Annotated in this window: 16 protein-coding genes; 13 read left to right on the forward strand and 3 right to left on the reverse strand. The window is 60.5% G+C overall.

Going from position 1 to position 18065, the window contains the following annotated elements:
• Nucleotides 1-64: 64 nt before the first annotated feature.
• On the reverse strand, nucleotides 65-1150 hold the full coding sequence (locus KBF66_RS01155) for a tartrate dehydrogenase (RefSeq protein ID WP_296650780.1): 1086 nt from the start codon (nucleotides 1148-1150) through the stop codon (nucleotides 65-67).
• Nucleotides 1151-1308: 158 nt separating this feature from the next.
• On the opposite strand from KBF66_RS01155, the gene KBF66_RS01160 reads away from it, so the two are divergent.
• From KBF66_RS01160 to KBF66_RS01180, 5 genes are read left to right on the forward strand one after another with little or no spacing between them, the layout of a single operon-like run.
• Nucleotides 1309-2229, forward strand: a complete 921-nt coding sequence (locus KBF66_RS01160; RefSeq protein ID WP_296650783.1) for an MBL fold metallo-hydrolase — start codon at nucleotides 1309-1311, stop codon at nucleotides 2227-2229.
• A gap of 47 nt (nucleotides 2230-2276) precedes the next feature.
• Nucleotides 2277-3665 (forward strand): Trk system potassium transporter TrkA, encoded by a 1389-nt coding sequence (trkA, locus tag KBF66_RS01165; RefSeq protein WP_296650786.1) that lies wholly within the window; start codon nucleotides 2277-2279, stop codon nucleotides 3663-3665.
• Between the two features lie 6 nt (nucleotides 3666-3671).
• The gene (locus tag KBF66_RS01170; protein WP_296650789.1) at nucleotides 3672-5132 is read left to right on the forward strand and encodes a potassium transporter TrkG; all 1461 of its coding nucleotides are present in this window, start codon (nucleotides 3672-3674) and stop codon (nucleotides 5130-5132) included.
• Between the two features lie 6 nt (nucleotides 5133-5138).
• Entirely contained in the window at nucleotides 5139-6515 is a 1377-nt protein-coding gene (locus KBF66_RS01175; protein ID WP_296650792.1) for a patatin-like phospholipase family protein, read from the forward strand.
• Nucleotides 6516-6558: 43 nt separating this feature from the next.
• Complete coding sequence (locus tag KBF66_RS01180; protein WP_296650795.1) at nucleotides 6559-7221, forward strand: HAD family phosphatase; 663 nt, start codon at nucleotides 6559-6561, stop codon at nucleotides 7219-7221.
• A gap of 15 nt (nucleotides 7222-7236) precedes the next feature.
• On the opposite strand, the gene KBF66_RS01185 is transcribed toward KBF66_RS01180, so the two are convergent.
• Nucleotides 7237-8304 carry an AraC family transcriptional regulator gene (locus KBF66_RS01185; RefSeq protein ID WP_296650798.1) on the reverse strand — a complete coding sequence of 356 codons (1068 nt, stop codon included), beginning with the start codon at nucleotides 8302-8304 and terminating at the stop codon, nucleotides 7237-7239.
• Nucleotides 8305-8442: 138 nt separating this feature from the next.
• On the opposite strand from KBF66_RS01185, the gene KBF66_RS01190 reads away from it, so the two are divergent.
• From KBF66_RS01190 to KBF66_RS01210, 5 genes are all read left to right on the forward strand, one after another.
• On the forward strand, nucleotides 8443-10065 hold the full coding sequence (locus KBF66_RS01190) for a carboxyl transferase domain-containing protein (protein ID WP_296650801.1): 1623 nt from the start codon (nucleotides 8443-8445) through the stop codon (nucleotides 10063-10065).
• A 28-nt stretch (nucleotides 10066-10093) separates the two neighbouring features.
• Entirely contained in the window at nucleotides 10094-10873 is a 780-nt protein-coding gene (locus tag KBF66_RS01195) for an enoyl-CoA hydratase/isomerase family protein (RefSeq protein WP_296650804.1), read from the forward strand.
• Nucleotides 10874-10893: 20 nt separating this feature from the next.
• Nucleotides 10894-11613 (forward strand): DUF4126 domain-containing protein, encoded by a 720-nt coding sequence (locus KBF66_RS01200; protein ID WP_296650836.1) that lies wholly within the window; start codon nucleotides 10894-10896, stop codon nucleotides 11611-11613.
• Nucleotides 11614-13677 (forward strand): acetyl/propionyl/methylcrotonyl-CoA carboxylase subunit alpha, encoded by a 2064-nt coding sequence (locus KBF66_RS01205; protein ID WP_296650807.1) that lies wholly within the window; start codon nucleotides 11614-11616, stop codon nucleotides 13675-13677.
• Nucleotides 13678-13759: 82 nt separating this feature from the next.
• Entirely contained in the window at nucleotides 13760-14680 is a 921-nt protein-coding gene (locus tag KBF66_RS01210; RefSeq protein ID WP_296650810.1) for a glyoxylate/hydroxypyruvate reductase A, read from the forward strand.
• Nucleotides 14681-14742: 62 nt separating this feature from the next.
• Here KBF66_RS01210 and KBF66_RS01215 read toward each other — a convergent pair whose 3' ends face one another.
• Nucleotides 14743-16029: an adenylate/guanylate cyclase domain-containing protein gene (locus KBF66_RS01215; RefSeq protein WP_296650813.1), complete on the reverse strand. Its 1287-nt coding sequence runs from the start codon at nucleotides 16027-16029 to the stop codon at nucleotides 14743-14745.
• Nucleotides 16030-16172: 143 nt separating this feature from the next.
• Between KBF66_RS01215 and KBF66_RS01220 the strand changes: the two genes are divergently transcribed.
• Genes KBF66_RS01220 through KBF66_RS01230 form a run of 3 tightly spaced genes read left to right on the forward strand, consistent with a single transcriptional unit; the run spans nucleotide 16173 to nucleotide 17865 of the window.
• Nucleotides 16173-17081 (forward strand): hydroxymethylglutaryl-CoA lyase, encoded by a 909-nt coding sequence (locus tag KBF66_RS01220; RefSeq protein WP_296650816.1) that lies wholly within the window; start codon nucleotides 16173-16175, stop codon nucleotides 17079-17081.
• Nucleotides 17081-17596 (forward strand): YbaK/EbsC family protein, encoded by a 516-nt coding sequence (locus KBF66_RS01225; protein WP_296650821.1) that lies wholly within the window; start codon nucleotides 17081-17083, stop codon nucleotides 17594-17596. Before KBF66_RS01220 ends, KBF66_RS01225 begins: the two co-directional genes overlap by 1 nt.
• Nucleotides 17593-17865, forward strand: coding sequence for a DUF1289 domain-containing protein (locus KBF66_RS01230; RefSeq protein WP_296650825.1), 273 nt, complete (start codon nucleotides 17593-17595; stop codon nucleotides 17863-17865). Before KBF66_RS01225 ends, KBF66_RS01230 begins: the two co-directional genes overlap by 4 nt.
• The last annotated feature ends 200 nt before the right edge of the window (nucleotides 17866-18065 follow it).

Consider the following 18065-nt stretch of genomic DNA (forward strand, 5'->3'; position numbering starts at 1 on the left):
GCCGCAATTTTAGTTCGACCAGCGTGATCCTTGCTGCCACCGGCGCGGCGGCGAAGCTCTCAGGTCAAAAGTCAATGCATTCGGCCAAAGCCATGCCCATGGCGCTTGTCGACGCGATTCCGCCAAGGTCAGGAGTTCGGGGGCCGCGTTTCAAGACTTGCTCGATGGCTGTCACCATCACATCGTGGGCCAGCCGGAACTTGCCCTGTCCATGCCCAAGAAAGTCAAGCATCAAGGCACCCGACCAGACCATCGCCACCGGATTGGCAATGTTCTTGCCGTAAATATCGGGTGCCGAGCCGTGCACCGGCTCAAACAGCGAGGGGAACTTGCGCTCCGGGTTCAGGTTGGCCGAAGGGGCCAGCCCAATGGTACCGGTGGTGGCTGGCCCCAGATCCGACAGGATGTCGCCAAACAGGTTGGTGGCGGCTACTACGTCAAAACGCCCTGGTTGCAGCACAAAGCGCGCGCACAAGATGTCGATGTGCTGTTTGTCGAGCATCACTTCGGGGTAGTCACGGCTCACCGCATCAGCACGCTTGTCCCACCACGGCATGGCGATGGCAATGCCGTTGGACTTGGTGGCCAAGGTGAGGTGTTTGCGCGGCCGGCTTTGGGCCAGCTCAAACGCGTATTTCAGCAACCGGTCAGCGCCATGACGCGAATAGACCGACTCCTGAATCACCATCTCACGTTCAGTGCCCTCGTACATGATGCCGCCCAGCGCGGTGTATTCACCTTCGGTGTTCTCGCGAACCACAAAATACTCTATGTCGCCGGGTTGGCGTCCGGCCAGGGGGCAAGGCACGCCTTCAAACAGGCGCACTGGACGCAGGTTGATGTACTGGTCAAACTCGCGGCGGAACTTCAGCAGCGAACCCCAGAGTGAAATATGGTCTGGCACCGTGGCCGGCCAGCCGACCGCGCCGAAATAAATCGCATCAAAACCCGCCAACTGCTGCTTCCAGTCATCAGGCATCATCTGGCCATGCGCCAGGTAATAGTCGCAATGCGCCCAGTCAAAAGGGGTGAACTCCAGACCCAGGTCAAAACGCCGATTGACCGCCTGCAACACCCGCAGGCCTTCAGGCATGACTTCTTTGCCAATGCCGTCACCGGCGATGACAGCAATTTTGTGAATCGGTTGCATAAGGTCCTTGTGGTGCGTTGTGGTCGGATTTTCGTTGCATGGCAGCAGTGTGACAGACACACCCTGTGGCCTTTTGGGGTCAGGCTGGCGAGCACCTTGCCGCCATGTCCTTTATATTCCGGGGCAGCATCACTACGCTCTTATTGCACTGCCCCCACATGACTGAGTTCACCCTGCCTGCCGGCGTCACTGTGCTGGAGCGCGGATGGCTCTCCAGCAACAACATTCTGATCCTGGGCGCTGGCCCGGCTGCCCTGATAGACAGTGGCTATTGCACCCATGCGCAGCAAACCCTGGCATTGGTGCAGGCGGCGCTGGGGCCTTTGCCCCTTGATACGCTGATCAATACCCATCTGCACAGTGACCACTGTGGCGGCAACGCGGCCCTGCAAGCGGCCTACCCGAGCCTGCAGACGCTGATACCGCCAGGCCTGTCAAATCACGTGCAGAACTGGAACCCCGAGGCGCTGGGTTTCGGACCGACCGGACAGTGTTGCCCGGCATTTCAATTTGACACCGTGTTGCGGCCCGGTACGCCATTGCCCTTGGGTGACGGGCAGTGGCAGGTGCACGCCGCGCCTGGCCACGACCCACATTCCGTGATTCTGTTCGAGCCGGCCAGTCGGACGCTGGTGTCGGCCGATGCGCTGTGGGAGCGTGGCTTTGGCGTGGTGTTCCCCGAGCTTGACGGTCTCGATGCGTTCGACGAAGTGGCGGCCACACTGGACCTGATCGCCGCGCTGCAACCCGCGATGGTGATTCCCGGGCACGGCCGTCCATTCGGCGATGTGGCGGCTGCCCTGCGCGTGGCGCGGCGGCGGCTCGATGATTTTGTGGCCAGTCCACAGCGGCACCGGCGATATGCCGCCAAGGTGCTGCTCAAGTTCAAACTGCTGGAAGCGCAACGGCTCACGCGCAGCGAGCTGCTGGCCTGGGCGGGCAGCACCACCTATTTGCAGTCGTTACTGGGTGCGCTGGCCCAGGGGGTGCCATGGCCCGAGGCACTCGATGGACTGGTGCAGGACCTTGAGCATGCCGGTGCCGCCGTGCAGGAGGGCGAGTGGTTGTGCAACGCCTGAAGCCGGGTGGTGACCCGGCTATGATTTGACTTTTACAAGGTCTGGGCATGCGAATTCTGATTTTGGGCGCCGGGCGCGTCGGGGAGAGTGTGGCTGAGAGTCTGGTCTCCGAGCAGAATGACATCACGGTCATTGACCCGGACCCCGAGCGTTTGCGCTTGCTGGAAGACAAGCTGGATCTGCGCGGGGTGGCGGGCAACGGCATCCAGCCCTCGGTGTTGCGCCGTGCGGGTGCTGATGATGCCGACATGTTCATTGCCTGCGCCGCACTGGACGAGACCAATCTCACCGCATGCAAGGTCGCGCATGACGTGTTCAACATTGCCACCACCATCGCCCGCGTGCGCTCGCCCGAGTTTCTCGAAGGTGATGCTTTGCTGGGCAAGAACGGTTTTGCGGTGGACCATGTGATCTGCCCTGAAGAGTCGGTCATGCACTACATCCATCTGCTGATCGACTACCCCGAGGCACTGCAGGTGCTGGAGTTTTCGCAGGGGCGGGCCCACCTGATCGCGGTGCGTGCCTCGGCCGAGGGTCAGCTGGTCAACCACACCATCAGCGAATTCAAGGCCTTGTTTCCTGTGGCCACCATGCGGGTGCTGGCAATCTACCGGCAAGACGCCGAGCTGCATGTGGAGCCTGGCACCCGCGTATTGCCTGGTGATGAGGTGTTTGTGCTGGCCGACAAGGACAAGATTCGCCACGTCTTGGGGGCCATTCACAACTTTGACCAACCGGTGCGACGCGTCATGATTGCGGGTGGGGGCAAAGTGGGCTTGCGGCTGGCGCGCAGCCTGGCCGGGCAATGCCAGGTGAAGATCATCGACCAGAACCGCAAGCGTTGCGAATACCTGGCCAGCGACTTGCCCAGCGAGGTGCTGGTACTTGAAGGTGACGCCACCGATGAAGACCTGCTGACCGAGGAGAACGTGGGCGACATGGACCTGTTCATCGCCCTCACGGGGGATGATGAGGACAACATTCTGTCCAGCATGCTGGCCAAACGGCTGGGTGTGCGCCGGGTGATCGCGCTGATTAACCGGCGCATTTACGCCGAGATGATGCAGGGCAGCACCATTGACATTGCGTTGTCGCCCTCCCAGACCATCATTGGTGAGCTGTTGACCCATGTACGCCGGGGTGATGTGGCGGCCGTGCACAGCCTGCGCCGGGGTGCGGCTGAGGCGATCGAGGGGGTGGCCCGTGGGGATGCACGCACCTCCCGGCTGGTGGGGCGGCGCATTGAACAGATTGAATTGCCCAAGGGTGCACGCATTGGCGGGGTGGTACGGGACACGAACGGCATCTGCGAGTTGCTGATGCCCTACCACGACCTGATGATCAAGACTGATGATCATGTGATCATCTTTATTCCCGACAAGCGCATGTTGCGCGCGGTGGAAAAGCTGTTTCTGGTCAGCGCCACTTTCTTCTGACCCACCATGGCTTTTTTTGCACCTGTTCTGAATGTGCTGGCGCGTGTCCTGGTGGGCTATGCCTTCATGTTTCTGATACCCCTGGCGTGGGGCTGGGCGCTCGACCCCCCGGAGGTGCGCAACGTGTGGTGGATGTCCATGGCGATCACCGGTGGGCTGGGTTTCTTGCTGTGGCATATCACCATGGATTACCGCCGCGAGTTGTTGCCCCGTGACGGCTTCTTGCTGGTCAATCTGGTGTGGTCGGTGTTACCGGCGTTTTCTGCGATTCCTCTTTTGTTGGCGATTGATGGCCTGAGTTTTACCGACGCCTACTTTGAGACCATGAGCGGCTTCACCACCACCGGTTTCACGGTCTTGTCAGGTTTGGACCAGTTGCCCGTGTCGGTCAACGTGTGGCGCTGCGTGCTGCAACTGTTTGGTGGTCTGGGCATCATGCTGTTGGTCGTGGCGGTGCTGCCATTGTTGGGCTTGGGCAGCGTGCAGCTGTACAAGGCCGAGGCGGCAGGCCCGATCAAGGACGACCGGCTCACCCCCCGTATTGCCGAGACAGCGCGTGGCCTGTGGAGCATTTATTTTGTGTTTTCGGGTGCCTGCATGTTGGCCTACCACTGGGCCGGCATGAACTGGCCCGATGCCTTCATGCACATGTGTTCCACCATGGGCTTAGGGGGGCTGTCGTCGCACGACGCGAGTTTCGGGTTTTTCAATTCACCGGCGATAGAGGGCGTTGCGATGGTGTTCATGACGCTCTCTGGCGTGAGCTTTGCCCGCTATTTCATCGTGTGGCGCGCCAAGTCGCTGCGTTCACTGTTGGTTGACGCTGAGGTGCGCGGCTATGTCGGCGTGTTGATCGCCTCGGTGGCCATGGTGACCGGGGTGCTGATGTATCACCAGACTCACACCGATCCGTGGGACAGCCTCCGACATGCGGCCTTTCATGTCGTGTCATTTGCAACCACCACGGGTTATGCCACACAGGACTATTCTGTCTGGCCGATTTTTGCGCCGGTGTGGATGTTGGCGTTGGGCAGTTTTGCCACCTGCGCGGGCTCCACCGGTGGTGGCCTGAAGATGGTGCGCATGATCTTGCTGTTCAAGCAGGCGCGCCGCGAGCTGGTGATGGCGGTCCATCCGCGAGCCGTCAACCCGGTCAGGCTCGGTGGTGCCGTGATCGGGCCCAAGGTGATGGCCTCGGTGGTCGCATTCATGCTGATTTATCTGGCGACACATATCGGGTTGACCATGTTGTTGTTGATCAGCGGCATGGATGTCGTCAGCGCCATATCGGCCGTGGTGGCAAGCGTCAACAACATCGGTCTGGCCATGGGCAGCGTTGGCCCACAGGGCAGCTTTGCCTCGCTGTCCGACTTTCAAACCTGGATTTGCACCATCGGCATGTTGATGGGCCGCCTCGAGTTGCTGGCGGTGATGGTATTGTTTGTCCCCCAATTCTGGCGCAAGTAAGACCCCGTGTGGACTCACGCTGATTCGCGGTTTGGTGACTTTTGTCGTGCAGTGACGCTGCTCATGCTGCTGTTGCTCGGTGCCTGCTCGAGCGTGCGGCCCTGGCAAAACCAGCCTCTCAATGCCATGGCGGCACGAAAACCGGTGCTGCCGGACGCCACTGGCGACGAGCGCTCGATGCTGATGTTTGTCAGTCTTTCGGGTGGCGGTGCTCGGGCTGCAGCGTTTGGCTATGGGGTGCTCGATGCGCTGCGTCAAACCCGGGTGCAGTGGCAGGGCCGCAACGTCAGCCTGCTTGACGAACTCGATGTCATCAGTGGTGTATCGGGCGGCAGCATCACGGCAGCGTACTACGCGGCGTTTGGGGCGCAGACCTTTCCGGGCTTTGAGCACGGGTTTTTGCGGCAGAATTTTCAGGATGGTTTGATCAGCCACGCTTTCCGCCCAGGCAACCTGTACGACCTGAGCTCGCCCTGGTTTGGGCGCTCCAATTTGCTGGAGCGCCGCCTTGATGGCCTGTTTCAGGGCAAGACCTTTGGCGACCTGACCGAGCAAGCTGGCCGACCGCGCTTGCTGGTGACCGCCACCGACTTGTCGTTGGGGGCCAGTTTTGAGTTCACCTGGCGCCAGTTTTCGCTGATCTGTTCGGATCTGGACAGTGTGCCGCTGTCATTTGCGGTGGCTGCGTCGTCAGCTGTGCCCATCGCTTTGAGCCCGCTGACTCTGAAAAACCACAATGCGGATTGCCCCCAGGCGGTCGACCTGAAAGCGCCCTTGTCGGATGATTTTAGGGCGCGGATGTTGCGCCAATACCAGCGCTCCTACCTGGACGCGGCTGCGCGACCCTACATCCACCTGGTGGACGGCGGACTGGCGGACAACCTGGGCCTGCGCGGTCTGCTGGACCGATCTCAAGCCGATGGCGGCTTGCGCGGCAGTGTGCGGTCTACTGGCGCTGGCAAGATTTCCCGCCTGGTGATCATTGCGGTCAACGCCGAGCGCGAGCCCGGTGTGTTCATCGACAGCAGTGACCAGGTGCCGAGTATGGCGCAGGTGTTGGACACTCTGTTGTTTGGAGCCGGTTCGCGTGCCACGGCCGAGACGCTGGGTCTTCTCAGTGACACCGTGCAGGCGTGGCGGCGCGAGCTCAGTCGCGAGGCGCCGGATGGCAAAGACCCGTTTGCGCCAGAGGCGCAGATTCACCTGGTAAACGTGAACCTGCGCGACGTGCCGGAGTTGGCGCAGCGGCGCACGCTGCTGCAGATCCCCACCGCATTTTCGATTGCACCGGGAGAGGTCGACCAGTTGGTGGCTGCCGGGCGCAAGGTGTTGTGGCAGTCGGCACAGTTTCAGGCCTTGCTGCTTTCATTGGCCGAAAAATGAAGAAATAATGCCTCTAGCGCTTATTCATGTTTGAGTCCTGGCTATGCAAATAAAAGCAATTCTGTTTGACTGTGACGGCGTACTGGTCGACAGCGAACCCTTGACCAACGGTGTCCTGCGCGATCTGTTGGCCGAATCCGGCTGGGACATGCCATTGGACGAATGTATGCGCCGCTTTGTTGGCAAGACGGTGCGCGAAGAGCGCGCCGCCATCGAGCAGCACACCGGTCAACCGCTGACCGACGCCTGGATGGCGCGCTTTTACCAGCGCCGCAATGCGGCTCTGGAGGCCGGACTGCAGATCATGGCCGGTGCCTTGTCCGCTGTGCAGGCGGCGCATCAGGCCGTCCACGGGCAGATCGCCTGTGCCTCCGGGGCCGATCGGTTCAAGGTGGAAATGCAGTTGCGCAAAGTGGGTTTGCTGCCGTTTTTTGACGGACGGGTGTTCAGCGGGCATGAGATGGCACGCTCCAAACCCGCACCCGATGTGTATCTGGCCGCAGCGCAGCATCTGGCTGTGCCGCCAGAAGCCTGCCTGGTGGTGGAGGATTCGCTCGCCGGTGTGACCGCAGGTGTTGCCGCCGGGGCGACGGTCTGGGCCTATTGCCCGGATATTGCCAACGCTTCGGCGTTGCGCCAGGCGGGTGCCCACTGCCTGTTTGAACACATGGGTGCGCTGCCAGCACTTTTGTCTGCCGCGGCGTAAATCCGCGCGGGCATTTCAGGCTCGGCTCGCCTGGCGCCTGAAGTCGGCGGGTGACTGGCCGGTCCAGCTTTTGAAGGCACGGATGAAGCTCTTTTCGTTCTGGAATCCGGCACTCCGCGCCACCTGCTTGAGAGGTCGTTGACTGCGCAGCAGCAAATCCTGTGCGCGTGCCTGGCGCACTTCGTCTTTCAGCGCCTGCAACGAAGCGCCTTCTTCACGCAACTGGCGGTGCAGTGTGCGTGCCGACATGGCGAGCAGGGTTGCCAGCCCATCGGCGCTGTGTGTGGCTTCTGGGTACTGATGCAGCGCCTGGCGCACCCGTTGCACCAGCAAGCGGTCGCGACGGTACTGCAGCACCGTCAAGGGCAGGGCGCGCTGCAACATCTGGCGCAGTGCGGTCTCGTCGCGCCGCAACGGCAGGCTCAGGTAGCGACTATCAAATTCAATAGCTGTCAATGCAGACTGAAATTGCGCTGGCGCACCAAAAAGCACCTGGTAGACGGACTGATGCGATGGTGCCTCGAAGGTGAACCTGGCACTGAGCAGGTCAATGCGCGAGTCAATCAGCCAGCACGCGAGGCCGTGGAAATTTCGCAACACTGACACCACACAAAACTCGCGCAGGGCGCCCAGGTCGTGTGGCTCCTGCAGGCACAGGACGGCACTGGTGCCTTGCGTTTGCAGGGTCAACATGATGTCGTCGGTGATCAGTGCGTGGTGGCGGCACCAGCGCTGAAGCGCCACACCCAGGCTGGGTGCGCTGATGGAGGCGCGTGCCAGCATGCCGTAGCTGCCCCAGGGCAGGCGACGACGAAACCAGCCCAAGCCTTCGTCGTCGAGCTCCTGCATCGCTGCGCCCGAGATGCGCTCCATCTGCCAGGCACTGATATGGGCCTGCGGTTGAGCCACAAGTTCTGGCGTAATTTGTGCCCATTCCAATGCCTTGGCAGGGTCCATCCCACGGCGCTGATAGGCCAGCACAATCGCCTGTACAAAGGCTATCGGTGTGACGGCCTTATGGGTCGGGCTAATGGCGGTGGCCGTGTGCTGGGTTGATGAGGGCGAAGCGGCTTGAGAGGGCATGGCGATGCAGTGTCCTTCAAGTTGGCGTGATTTGCAACTTGGTTGGCGCTGACGGTTGTGCTTGCCGCTCTAACATTGGCGCTGCACAATCGATCATTGACCTGTCTATCGACTGCGCCGACCTTTAGAAAGAATGCCATGCCCGTTCTGGAGACCCAACTCAACGCCCGCTCTGCGGATTTCTTGCACAACGCTGCCGCCATGCGTGGCCTGGTGGATGACCTGAATGCGCAGGTGACACAGGTCGAGATGGGTGGCGGTGAAGCGGCCCGTGCCAAACACGCGGCACGCGGCAAGCTGCTGCCGCGCGAGCGGGTGCAGACACTGCTGGATCCGGGCACACCTTTTCTGGAGCTTTCCCCACTGGCCGCATTGGGTATGTACCCGGACCGTGATGGCACCGACAGTGCGCCGGGTGCCGGCATCGTGGCTGGCGTTGGCCGCGTGAGCGGGGTGGACTGCATGATCGTCTGCAACGACGCCACCGTCAAAGGTGGCACCTATTACCCCATGACGGTGAAAAAGCACTTGCGCGCGCAGGAGATTGCCCAGCAGAATCGCTTGCCGTGCATCTATCTGGTGGACTCAGGCGGGGCCAACCTGCCCAATCAGGACGATGTGTTTCCGGACCGTGACCACTTTGGCCGCATCTTTTTCAACCAGGCCACCATGAGTGCGCAAGGTATCGCGCAGATTGCCGTGGTCATGGGCAGTTGCACGGCGGGCGGTGCCTATGTGCCGGCCATGAGTGACGAGGCGATCATCGTCAAAAATCAGGGCACCATCTTTCTGGGCGGCCCGCCGCTGGTCAAGGCGGCCACCGGCGAGGTCGTCACCGCCGAAGATCTGGGCGGTGGCGACGTGCACACGCGCCTGTCGGGTGTGGCTGACCACCTGGCCCAGAACGACATGCACGCTTTGGCATTGGCCCGGCAGTCGGTCAAGAATTTGTATAAAAATAAGCCTCAAGCGCAATCAGATCATATTCCAATAGCTCCTAGATATGCAGCAAATGAGTTGTACGGCGTGATCCCGGTTGATACCCGCAAACCGTTTGACGTGCGCGAAATCATTGCCCGCATCGTGGACGACTCCGACTTTGACGAGTTCAAGGCGCGCTTTGGTACCACCCTGGTGTGCGGTTTTGCACGCATTGAGGGTATGGCAGTGGGCATTGTTGCCAACAACGGCATTCTGTTCAGTGAGTCGGCGCTCAAGGGCACGCACTTCATCGAACTATGCTGTCAGCGCAAGATCCCGCTGGTGTTCTTGCAGAACATCACCGGCTTCATGGTCGGGCGCAAGTACGAGAACGAAGGCATCGCCCGCAACGGGGCCAAGATGGTCACCGCCGTGGCGACGGCCGCGGTGCCCAAATTCACCATCATCATCGGTGGCAGTTTTGGCGCTGGCAACTACGGCATGTGCGGCCGCGCGTTCAGCCCGCGCTTTTTGTGGATGTGGCCCAACGCACGCATCAGTGTGATGGGTGGTGAGCAGGCCGCCAGCGTGCTGGCCACGGTGCGCCGCGACGGCATTGAACTCAAAGGTGGCACCTGGAGCATGGAAGAGGAAGAGGCCTTCAAAGCGCCGATTCGCCGCCAGTACGAAGAACAAGGGCACCCCTACTACGCCACGGCACGCCTGTGGGACGACGGCATCATCGACCCGGCGGACACCCGCCGCGTGCTCGCTTTGGGATTGAGCGCCAGTCGCAACGCACCGGTTGAAGACACCAAATTTGGCTTGTTCCGGATGTGATCGGCATCAGCCGCAAGAGACTACCCCCATGAGCACCTTGAAGATCGAAACCAGCGCCGTCGCGACCGTTACCCTGAACCGCCCCGAAGTCCGTAACGCCTTCAACGACGAAGTGATTGCTGAACTGACACAAGCCTTCACCCAGCTGGGTCAGGACCGCCAGGTGCGCGCCATCGTCCTCGCCGCGGACGGCCCGGCTTTTTGTGCCGGAGCCGACCTGAACTGGATGCGCCGCATGGCCGACTACACCCAGGCCGAAAACCTGGCCGATGCCGCGCAACTGGCCGACATGCTGCGCGTGATTTACACCTGCCCCAAACCCACCGTGGCACGCATCCAGGGTGATGTTTATGCCGGTGGCATGGGGTTGGTGGCAGCGTGCGATATGGCGATCAGCCTTGATAGCGCCAACTATTGCCTGAGCGAAGTCAAGCTGGGGCTGTACCCGGCCACCATCAGCCCCTATGTGATCCGCGCCATGGGAGCACGGGCCGCACACCGTTATTTTTTGACCGCGGAGCGTTTTGATGCCGCCGAGGCCCTGCGCATCGGCTTTGTCCACGCGGTGGTGGGCCAGGCGCAGCTCGACGCCCGGGTCGAAGAATTGACGCAAGCCCTGGTCAGCGCCAGCCCCAACGCGATCAAAGAATGCAAAACCCTGTTGCAGCGGGTGGCAGGGCAAGACATCGATGCGTCCTTGCTGTCCCACACAGTGGAAGGCATTGCCAGCATCCGCGCCAGTGCCGAGGGCAAGGAGGGTGTGCAATCCTTCTTGCAAAAACGCAAGCCCTCGTGGCTCTTGCGTTGACCGATGGACGCATGACGGCGATGGACACGCTCTGGCAAAGTCTGTTGGCATGGCTGCAGTCGCTGGGGCTGGCATTGGGCGACGGACTGCTGGGTCAGGCCGGGCCGATGGTCACGCAGGTGACCGGGAAGATGGACTTGCCCAGTCTTCTCGCGCTGGCCGCTGCACTGGGTTGGGCCAGCGGCTTCAGGTTGTACGCAGTGGTGTTTCTGGTGGGTCTGGCGGGTGCCGCTGGATGGATCGTGTTGCCTGCGGGGCTGTTGATACTGCAGCATCCGGCGCTGCTCATGGCCAGCGGATTCATGCTTTCGGTGGAGTTCTTTGCTGACAAGATTGCGGGGCTGGATGCCATCTGGGACCTGTTGCACAGCGTGATTCGCATCCCCGCAGGAGCCGCACTGGCCGCTGGCGCACTCGGGGCAGACAGCGCCACCATGGGTTTGGTAGCGGCGCTGCTGGGTGGGTCGCTGGCGGCGACCAGTCAGGCGGCCAAAATGACCACGCGTGCGGCCATCAACACCTCGCCCGAGCCGTTCACCAATATCCTGGCCAGCCTGCTGGAAGATGGTCTGGTGCTGGGTGCAGTTTGGCTGGCGAGCACGCATCCCTTGTTGTTTGGTGTGGTGCTGACGGTTACGGTGGTGGTGATGGGGATCGTGACGGTGTCCCTGTTTCGATTTTTGCGCCAGGTGTTTCGTCGCTTTGTCGCGCTTTTTGACAGTTCACAAAAGGTGGTTTGAATGTTTCACAAGATTTTGATCGCGAATCGGGGCGAGATTGCGTGTCGTGTCGCCGCCACGGCGCGGCGCATGGGAATTCGCACGGTGGCCGTGTACTCGGACGCCGACGCCAGCGCCAAACATGTGGCAGCGTGTGACGAGTCGGTTCATATTGGCGGCAGCGCACCCAAAGACAGCTACCTGCGTTGGGAGCGCATCATCGAGGCAGCCCGCCGCACGGGCGCGCAGGCGATTCACCCTGGGTATGGGTTTTTAAGCGAGAACGAAGACTTTGCCCGGGCCTGTAGCGCTGCGGGTCTGGTTTTTATTGGCCCTCCGGCGTCGGCCATTCAGGCCATGGGTTTGAAGGCCGAGTCCAAGCAGTTGATGGCGCAGGCGGGTGTGCCGCTGGTACCCGGTTACCACGGTGCCGATCAGGATCCGGCACTGTTGCAACGTGAGGCGGGTCAATTGACTTACCCGGTCCTGATCAAAGCCAGCGCTGGCGGCGGTGGCAAGGGCATGCGGGTGGTCGAACGCGCGCAGGACTTCATGGCTGCGCTCGACTCCTGCAAGCGCGAAGCCATCAACAGTTTTGGCTCGGATGTGGTGTTGATCGAAAAGTGTGTGCAGCGACCGCGGCACATTGAAATTCAGGTGTTTGGCGACACGCAAGGCAACTACGTGTATTTGTTTGAGCGCGACTGTTCGGTTCAGCGTCGGCATCAAAAAGTGCTGGAGGAGGCACCGGCTCCTGGCTTGACGGAAGACTTGCGCCGTCAGATGGGTGAGGCGGCGGTGGCGGCGGCGCGCGCGGTGGCTTATGTGGGTGCGGGCACGGTCGAGTTCATCGTGGAGCAGCGTGAGCAACTGCAGGCCGACGGTACCCGCCTGAGCCACTTGACGTTTTTCTTTATGGAGATGAATACCCGGCTGCAGGTGGAGCATCCGGTGACCGAGGCGATCACCGGCCTGGATCTGGTGGAGTGGCAGTTCCGGGTGGCGGCGGGTCAGCCGCTGCCGCTGCGCCAGGACCAGCTCAGGATCGTCGGTCATGCCATCGAGGCGCGCATTTGCGCGGAGAACCCCGACAACCATTTTTTGCCGGCAACCGGCCGGCTTGATGTCTACGCGAAACCGCAGCATGTGGCCTTTGAGGCGCCGGTCAACGTGGGTCATGGCCGCCGGGCGCGGGATGGGGTCGCGGTGCGCATCGACGATGGTGTGCGTCAGGGCGACGTGATCAGCCCATACTACGACTCGATGATTGCCAAACTCATTGTGCATGGTGATACCCGAGAGCAGGCGCTGGCCCGGCTGGACCTCGCGCTGGCGTCAACCCACATCACCGGACTGGCGACCAATGTGCAGTTTTTGCGCCAGGTGGTGCGCAGCGCATCGTTTGCCAATGCTCAGCTGGATACGGGTCTGATTGCGCGTGAGGCAGCTGTGCTGTTTCACCAGCAGCCGGTGGGCCTGGCATTGGCCGCTGCCGCTGACGTTGCACAAACATTGCTGGACGAGCGTGCCAGCCAGACGACAGATCCTTTCAGTCAGACCGATGGCTGGCGCAGTCATGGCACTTTCAGTCGGCAGTTTGCGTTTGAGTTTGCGGGTGAGCCGGTACAGGCAAGCTTGCGTTACTTGCATGACGGGAGCTTGCAGCTTGCCGTGGCTGATACGGTGGGAGTGCTGACTTTCGCCAGCACGCCACAGGGCATTGACTTGCAATTTGCCGGTCAGCGTTGTCTCGTTAATGTGTATCGAAAAGGTGAGCTGGCCCATATTCACTGTGCACAAGGTGCCACACAAATCATTGCCGTGGACCTGCTTGCCCACGCTGGCGAGGTGCATGCTGAAGGGGGACGTTTGACCGCACCCATGCCGGGCAAGGTGGTGTCATTTGCGGTTCAGCCGGGTGACAGTGTGGTGAAAGGTCAAGCCCTGGCGGTGCTGGAAGCGATGAAAATGGAGCACACCATTGCTGCGCCGGTCGATGGTGTGGTGGCAGAGTTGTTGTACGCGCCGGGTGACCAGGTGGTCGAGGGTGCCGAATTGCTGACGTTGGCTGCGAACGCCGCGTGAGCACGAAAATTTGCACGATTTCAGCATCTACCGCATACCGCACGGTACTTTGTTGCTATTGATATAGTTAGATTGAGCTGCCGTGAAAATTGTATTTTGTTGTCGCAATACAGATCCCGAGCCCTGGCTGGCCGGACTGACGGCGGCGCTGCCCGGCGCCGAGGTGTTGTTGTGGGAACCAGGTGGCACCTGCGCTGACCATGCGGTGGTGTGGGCGCCACCGCAGGAGTTTTTTGACCAGCAGCCGCAACTTCGCGGTGTATTCAACATCGGTGCCGGGGTCGATGCCTTGTTGGCCCTGCGTCTGCCTGCATCCGCGCTGGTGGTGCGTCTGGACGACGCCGGCATGGCGGTGCAAATGGCCGAGTACGTTTGCCAGGCGGTGATCCGGTATTTTCGGCAGCTGGACGTCTATGCCCAGGATATTGACCGGGGCCAGTGGACATTTCAGCGCCCCCAGCAGCGCGCAGATTTCGCGGTTGGCGTGATGGGACTGGGTGTGCTGGGCTCGCGGGTGGCGCATGCCTTGCGGCATTTTGAGTTTCCGGTGCGGGGGTGGAGCCGCTTGCCCAAAGTTCAGGAGGGGGTGCAGACCTATCACGGTCTGTCGCAGCTCAATGACTTTTTGGCATCGTGCCGGGTTCTGGTCAATCTGCTGCCGCTCACACCGGACACGGTCAATATCCTGAACCGGCATACCTTGGGCCAGCTGCAATCAGGTGCCTATCTGATCAATGTGGCCAGAGGTGCCCATCTGGTGGATGAAGACTTGTTGACTTTGCTCGACAGTGGTCAACTCGATGGTGCGACGCTTGACGTATTTCGCACGGAACCTTTGCCCAGTGACCATCCATTCTGGCGCCATCGCGCCATCACTATCACACCGCACACCTCCGCGCGCACCTTGCGTGATGCCAGTATTGCCCAGATTGCCGCCAAAATTCAGGCCATGGAGCGTGGTGAGCGCGTGGCCGGTCTGGTCGACGTTCTGCGAGGATATTGAGCACCGTCCTCGCCGTGTTATGCCCTGGCGAATCTAACCGTGCAAGCCCTGGGTTGCTCGATTTACCCACTGCCGCTGGCTTCGTGAAACGTCGCCGGGAACTCGAAGCGGTGGACGCTGGCGTTGCGCCGCCGTCGCGCAGTTTCGGCCGGAATGATGGAGGCGACGAGAGTGGCTTGACCATCTGGCTGGATCTGGCCGTGGATCTGACGCCAGCCGGGTTCTCCCTGTTGCCCGCTCTCGCCGTGTAGAACACCCTGTCGGACGTTGACCAACACATCCAGGCTTTGTTCGGCGGCGGCTCCTGAGGGGCGCTGGCAATTGATCATCATATGCCAGGAGCCATCAAATCGTGCCGGGTTGGGTTGGTGGCCTGCTGGCTTGGGTGCATCGTTGGGCGCAACGGTGGCTGCTTTTGGGTTGGTTGAAATCTGCTTCTGCGGTGCCGCTGGTGGAGTTTTTGGGGCTGTCTGGGTCAAAGTCGGTGTAGCTTCCCGCAACTTGGCTGCCTGTGCTGCAAGTGCCTGTGCTTGGGCGCGGTCAAGCTCGGCTTGAGCCTGTAGCCGCAGGGTTTGAGCTTCGTCGCGCAAACGTTGTGCCTCGGCTTGTGCCAGCGCCTGCGCTGTGTTTGCCGGGTTGACGGTCATTGAAGTCGCGGGGGTGGCGTTGGTCGCCGTCAAGGCACTGGTGCCACTGGTTTGCCATGCGACAAGCCCCGCCAAGCTTGCAGCGCCGACGACGCCAGCTGCCCACAGGGGCCACTTGCTGCGTTGGGAGCGGTCAACCACGGGCGTGGTGCTGACTGCCTGGCGCAGCGGGGCCGTGGCACCACCGACGCGATAGACACGGACCGGTCGCGAGATATTTTTGAGGTTTTGCTCCCCGATATCCTGAAACCCCAGGTCCAGCTTGCCAGTGATCTGCTCGTACACCGATGCTGCAATACAAATTCCGCCCGGCTCTGCCATGGTTTCCAGTCGTGCTGCGACGTTGACGCCGTCCCCCAGCAGGTCCTCGTTTTTGACCACCACATCGCCCAGATTGACGCCAACCCGAAACAGCATCTTGCGCACATCGGGCAGTGCGTCGTTGCGGGTTTTGAGGGCATCCTGGATTTCAACTGCGCAACGCACGGCTTCCACGGCGCTGGAAAATTCAGCCAGCACCGAATCCCCGGCGGTGCTGACGATGCGCCCGTGGTGAAAGGTGATGATGCCGTCAATGATGGAGCGATGTGCTGACAGCACCTGAATGGTGCCTTCTTCGTCCTGACCCATCTGCTTGCTGTAGCCAACGGCGTCCGCGGCCAGAATACAGGTAAGTCGGCGTTTGACGTTGACGTTGTCCATGGTGCAGTCCGTAGAATGTGCGTCTTTCAACGCGGCGATGTCGTCATTTTTTCAAGCAAGTATCGCACTGCTCCCCGGCGCTTGCGATCAGGTGATGGATGGAGCCGAGAGTTGTTTTTGTTTTCCTTTTGTGAGAGCTCACCATGGCATTGCCGGATTTTGTCAAACTTGTTGAAGTTGGCCCGCGCGACGGCCTGCAAAATGAAAAGCAGGCGGTGCCTGCGGCCGTCAAGATCGAACTTGTGCACCGACTTCAGTCGGCCGGGCTTCGAAACATTGAGGTCACCAGTTTTGTCAGTCCCAAATGGGTTCCCCAAATGGCAGACAACGCCGAGGTGATGGCTGGTATTGAACGTGATGCCGGTGTGTGTTATTCGGTTTTGACGCCCAATTTGCAGGGTTTTGAGGCCGCTTTGGTGTCAAAACCTGACGAAATTGTGGTTTTTGGCGCGGCCAGCGAAGCCTTCAGCCAAAGGAATATCAACTGCAGCATCGCCGAGAGCATTGCGCGTTTTGCACCGGTGGTCGCTGCAGCGCGTGCAGCGGGTATCCATGTTCGTGGTGCAATGAGTTGTACCGTGGGATGTCCGTACGAAGGGGAGGTGTCCCCGCAGCGTGTGGGTTATCTTGCCGGTTTGATGAAGTCGATCGGGGTGCAGCATGTGGGTGTGGCCGATACGATCGGTGTGGGGACACCGCTCAAAGTGCAGAAGGCCGTCGAGGCCACACTGCAGCATTTCGATATCAACGCGGTGTCGGGGCACTTTCACGATACCTATGGGCAGGCGTTGGCGAACACGCTGATCTGTTTGCAGATGGGGGTTTGGCAGTTTGATGCTTCGGTCGCTGGTTTGGGCGGTTGCCCCTATGCGAAGGGCGCAACTGGCAATGTCGCAACCGAAGATGTTTTGTATCTGTTGCAAGGGATGGGCATTGAAACGGGTGTTGATTTGAATCGACTGATCGACGCCGGTCAGTTCATCAGTGATTTTCTGGGGCGTCATGGCAACTCGCGTGTCGCCCCAGCGTTGCTGAATCAACGGTTGGCCTGATGTTGCCGGAACAATTTCACGCGTTGCCGGAGGGTGTACGGCGTGTGGCCCAGGTTTTGCAGGCGAACGGTCACGGGCACGCTCCCATGATGCTTGATGAGGCGGCCCGTACGGCCCAGCAGGCGGCCGATGCACTGGGCATCGAACTGGGACAAATCGCCAAGAGCATCATTTTCAAGCGCAAGCCTGACGCAATGGCGGTGCTGGTGATCACCTCTGGAGATCGCCGTGTTGACGAGAAGAAGGTGCAGGCTCTCATTTGCCCGCAAGGGTACAAACTCGGGCGAGCGGATGCTGACTTCGTCAAGGCGAGCACTGGTTTTTCGATTGGTGGTGTGGCACCAGTTGGGCACACCATGGCGCCGGTAACGTTGATTGATCGAGATTTGTTGCGTTTCGGCGAGATATGGGCTGCGGCCGGACATCCACACGGTGTTTTTAGGTTGAATCCTGACGATCTGGGACGTTTGACGGGCGCACCATTTGTCGATGTATCGGAGCAAGTGCTGTCATGACATTGAATGCAAAGGCCATGGTATTTTTGGCGTCCGCTGCCAAGTTGGTGGAAGAGCGCGCTCAAAAACGGGGGCATGCCATACCGACGCCTTGTATGTCGGTATGTCTGATGGATCCGGATATCGGTTTATGTCAGGGTTGTCTGCGCACGCTGGATGAAATCGTTCAGTGGGGAAATGCAGACGATACTTTTAAGCGTCACGTGTGGTCTGTCATTGCAAGTCGTGTTGCTCGGCATGCTTGTGCAGCGGGCGATCCCATGATTTAGACCAGGTTGGCGTCGCCATCCGCTGCACGTGCCCCCGTGCCTGACACAAAATATTTGGGATCTTCTTGCTGGCCACACAAACCTGTGTCATAATACAAGGCTTCGCTGATCACGGTGGAGCAGGTTCAGGCACAAGAGAGGCTTGAAGATCATTAAAAACATACAGCCGATAAGCGTGGGCGTTTGGTGAGAAGTGCCAA

Source organism: Rhodoferax sp. (assembly GCF_018063565.1).
GTDB lineage: Bacteria > Pseudomonadota > Gammaproteobacteria > Burkholderiales > Burkholderiaceae_C > Rhodoferax.

Bases quoted from the DNA above. Each gene is read 5' to 3' on its own strand.
- KBF66_RS01155 (WP_296650780.1), bottom strand. From the start codon at position 1,150: ATGCAACCGATTCACAAAATTGCTGTCATCGCCGGTGACGGCATTGGC.
- KBF66_RS01160 (WP_296650783.1), top strand. From the start codon at position 1,309: ATGACTGAGTTCACCCTGCCTGCCGGCGTCACTGTGCTGGAGCGCGGA.
- trkA (WP_296650786.1), top strand. From the start codon at position 2,277: ATGCGAATTCTGATTTTGGGCGCCGGGCGCGTCGGGGAGAGTGTGGCT.
- KBF66_RS01170 (WP_296650789.1), top strand. From the start codon at position 3,672: ATGGCTTTTTTTGCACCTGTTCTGAATGTGCTGGCGCGTGTCCTGGTG.
- KBF66_RS01180 (WP_296650795.1), top strand. From the start codon at position 6,559: ATGCAAATAAAAGCAATTCTGTTTGACTGTGACGGCGTACTGGTCGAC.
- KBF66_RS01185 (WP_296650798.1), bottom strand. From the start codon at position 8,304: ATGCCCTCTCAAGCCGCTTCGCCCTCATCAACCCAGCACACGGCCACC.
- KBF66_RS01190 (WP_296650801.1), top strand. From the start codon at position 8,443: ATGCCCGTTCTGGAGACCCAACTCAACGCCCGCTCTGCGGATTTCTTG.
- KBF66_RS01195 (WP_296650804.1), top strand. From the start codon at position 10,094: ATGAGCACCTTGAAGATCGAAACCAGCGCCGTCGCGACCGTTACCCTG.
- KBF66_RS01200 (WP_296650836.1), top strand. From the start codon at position 10,894: ATGGACACGCTCTGGCAAAGTCTGTTGGCATGGCTGCAGTCGCTGGGG.
- KBF66_RS01205 (WP_296650807.1), top strand. From the start codon at position 11,614: ATGTTTCACAAGATTTTGATCGCGAATCGGGGCGAGATTGCGTGTCGT.
- KBF66_RS01215 (WP_296650813.1), bottom strand. From the start codon at position 16,029: ATGGACAACGTCAACGTCAAACGCCGACTTACCTGTATTCTGGCCGCG.
- KBF66_RS01220 (WP_296650816.1), top strand. From the start codon at position 16,173: ATGGCATTGCCGGATTTTGTCAAACTTGTTGAAGTTGGCCCGCGCGAC.
- KBF66_RS01225 (WP_296650821.1), top strand. From the start codon at position 17,081: ATGTTGCCGGAACAATTTCACGCGTTGCCGGAGGGTGTACGGCGTGTG.
- KBF66_RS01230 (WP_296650825.1), top strand. From the start codon at position 17,593: ATGACATTGAATGCAAAGGCCATGGTATTTTTGGCGTCCGCTGCCAAG.